The following is a 2,905-nucleotide window of genomic DNA, read 5'->3' as shown; positions in this document are numbered from 1 at the left end:
GAGCCGAAGGACCGCGCTCGGGTCGCGATCGATGACGGCCCCCTCGTTGCCCAGCCGGACGAGCGCCGCAGCCAGGGAGGAACCCACCCGGCCGCAACCCATGACCACCACGTACACCGTTCGCTCCGATTCTCTTGCTTGCCGTGTCGCCCGGTCGCGACGCGCAGAACCGAACCGTACCGCTCGCGCAGGACCGGTGTGCAGTGCCCGGCGAAGGTGCCCCGGCAGCGGTGCATTTCGGACACGACCCCGGGCGCCCGGCGGGTGGCCGGCGGGACGGCTTAGGCTTTGCGAGTGTCCAAGCTCTCGACCGCCACGAAGCGGTTGTTGTTGGGTAGGCCGTTTCGCAGCGACACGCTCGGTCACACGTTGCTGCCCAAGCGAATCGCCCTGCCGGTGTTCGCATCCGACGCGCTGTCGTCGGTGGCGTACGCCCCGGAGGAGATCTTCCTCGTCCTGTCGGTCGCGGGTCTGTCGGCGTATGTGTTCACCCCGTGGATCGGCGTCGCGGTGGCGCTCGTCCTCGCGGTCGTCGTCGCGAGCTACCGGCAGAACGTGCACGCCTATCCGTCGGGGGGCGGAGACTACGAGGTGGCGACCAAGAATCTGGGCCCGACCGCCGGCCTGACCGTCGGCAGCGCCCTGATGGTCGACTACGTGCTCACCGTCGCCGTCTCGATCTCCTCGGCTGCGGCGAACATCGGCTCGGCGGTCCCGTTCGTGGCGCAGCACAAGGTGCTCTTCGCGGTCGCCGCGATCGTCGTGCTGACCGCGATCAATCTGCGTGGCCTCCGCGAGGCCGGCACGGCCTTCGCGATTCCCACCTACGCCTTCATGATCGGCATGCTCGTGATGTTGGGCTGGGGGCTGGTGCGCATCTTCGTGTTCGGCGAGGACGTCCGGGCCGAGTCGGCCGGCTTCGAGTTGGTCGCCGAGCAGTCCGGTCTGACGGCGATCGCGTTCGTGTTCCTCATCGCCCGCGCGTTCTCGTCCGGGTGTGCGGCCCTGACCGGGGTCGAGGCCATCAGCAACGGGGTGCCCGCGTTCCGCAAGCCGAAGTCCCGGAACGCTGCCACGACCCTGCTCATGCTCGGTGGGATCGCGATCGTGCTGCTTCTCGGCATGATCCTGCTCGCGAACAAGGTGGGTGTGGTCATCGCCGAGCATCCCGAGACCCAGCTGCGCGGCGCGCCGGACGACTACCAGCAGAAGACGCTCGTCGCACAGTTGGCGCACGCGGTGTTCGAGGGCTTCCCGCTCGGCTTCGTGCTGATCACCGTCGTGACGGCGCTGATCCTGGTGCTGGCCGCCAACACGGCGTTCAACGGCTTCCCGGTGCTGGCCTCGGTGTTGGCGCAGGACCGCTACCTGCCCCGGCAGCTGCACACCCGCGGCGACCGGCTGGCCTTCAGCAACGGCATCCTGTTCCTCTCGGGCGTGGCCATCGTGTTCGTGTGGGCCTTCGACGCGGAGGTCACGAAGCTGATCCAGCTCTACATCGTCGGTGTGTTCGTCTCGTTCACCCTCAGTCAGACCGGCATGATCCGGCACTGGACGAGGCATCTGGCGTCCGAGACCGATCCCGAGCAGCGCAGACGCATGCAGCGGTCGCGGATCGTCAACACGATCGGCCTGGCCATGACCGCGTCCGTGCTGGTGATCGTGCTGGTGACGAAGTTCGCGGCGGGCGCGTGGATCGCGATCGTGGCGATGGTCGCGATCTTCGGCGTGATGAAGGCCATCCACCGTCACTACGACAGCGTGGCCGAGGAACTGGAGAACACCGAATGGGACGGGGTGTTGCCCAGTCGCACCCATTCGATCGTGCTGGTGTCCAAGCTGCACATGCCGACCCTGCGAGCGCTGGCGTACGCGCGGGCGACCCGTCCGGACACACTCGAAGCGGTCACGGTCAACGTCGACGACGCCGACACGCGGATGCTGGTGCGCGAATGGGAACGCAGCGACATCACCGTCCCGCTCAAGGTCGTCGAGTCGCCGTACCGGGAGATCACCCGTCCCGTCCTCGAATACGTCCGGCGGGTGCGGCGGGATTCACCGCGCGACGTGGTGACCGTGTTCATCCCGGAGTACGTCGTCGGTCACTGGTGGGAGCAGATCCTGCACAACCAGAGCGCGCTGCGGCTGAAGAGCCGGCTGTTGTTCCAGCCCGGTGTCATGGTCACCAGCGTCCCGTGGCAGCTGAGTTCGTCCGCCCACGCCCGCGCGGAACGTCTGGATTCCGCGCCGGGATCGGTGCGGCGGGGATTCGAGGAGGAACGATGAGTGTCGACTGGTCCGGACGCCGGCTCGAGGTGACACTGGGCAACCCGGCGCACGGGGGGTTCTGCGTCGCGCGGCACGAGGGCCGGGTCGTGTTCGTCCGGCACGGCCTACCCGGCGAGCGGGTCGTCGCGTCGGTGACGGAGGACCGAGGCGGCTCGTTCTGCCGCGCCGACGCCGTGCACATTCTCGAGGCCTCGCCGGACCGGAGGGAGCGGGTGTGCCCGATCGCCGGGCCCGGCGGATCGGGATGCTGCGACCTGTCCCACGCGACGGTGCCGGCCCAGCGGGCCTTCGGGGCCGCGGTGGTCGCGGAGCAGTTGCGCCGTCTCGGCGGGGTCGAGCGGGACGTGCTCGTCGAGGAGTTGCCGGGTGGTGCGCTCGACGGCACCCGGTGGCGCACCCGGGTGCGCCTGGCGGTCGACGCCGCGGGCCGAGCGGGGTACCGGCGCTACCGCAGCCACGAGATCGAGACCGACCTGGCCTGCCCGCAGATCGAGGCCCGGGCCTACGAGGGGCTGGCGGAACGGGTGTGGCGACCTGGTTCCGAGGTCCAGGTGGTCCTCGATGCGGACGGGACGCGGCACGTGATCGAGATCGCACCGCCGCCCGTGTCCCGCAC

The 2,905-nt window shown here is 69.3% G+C and carries 3 protein-coding genes; 2 read left to right on the top strand and 1 reads right to left on the bottom strand.

Annotation, left to right across the window (positions count from 1 at the left end; genetic code table 11):
- Positions 1-117: NAD-binding protein (locus tag OEY_RS31100; RefSeq protein ID WP_010592583.1), on the bottom strand; the 117-nt coding region annotated here is incomplete at its 3' end.
- A 177-nt stretch (positions 118-294) separates the two neighbouring features.
- On the opposite strand from OEY_RS31100, the gene OEY_RS0103615 reads away from it, so the two are divergent.
- Positions 295-2,286 (top strand): APC family permease, encoded by a 1,992-nt coding sequence (locus tag OEY_RS0103615; protein WP_010592582.1) that lies wholly within the window; start codon positions 295-297, stop codon positions 2,284-2,286.
- The coding region (locus OEY_RS0103610; protein WP_010592581.1) for a TRAM domain-containing protein at positions 2,283-2,905 on the top strand (623 nt) is incomplete at its 3' end. The genes OEY_RS0103615 and OEY_RS0103610, both read left to right, overlap by 4 nt.

It is taken from the genome of Rhodococcus sp. P14, from assembly GCF_000256505.1.
Classification (GTDB): domain Bacteria; phylum Actinomycetota; class Actinomycetes; order Mycobacteriales; family Mycobacteriaceae; genus Rhodococcus; species Rhodococcus ruber.
The sequence above is the reverse complement of the archived record's forward strand: the minus strand, read 5'-3'. Positions and strand labels throughout refer to the sequence as shown.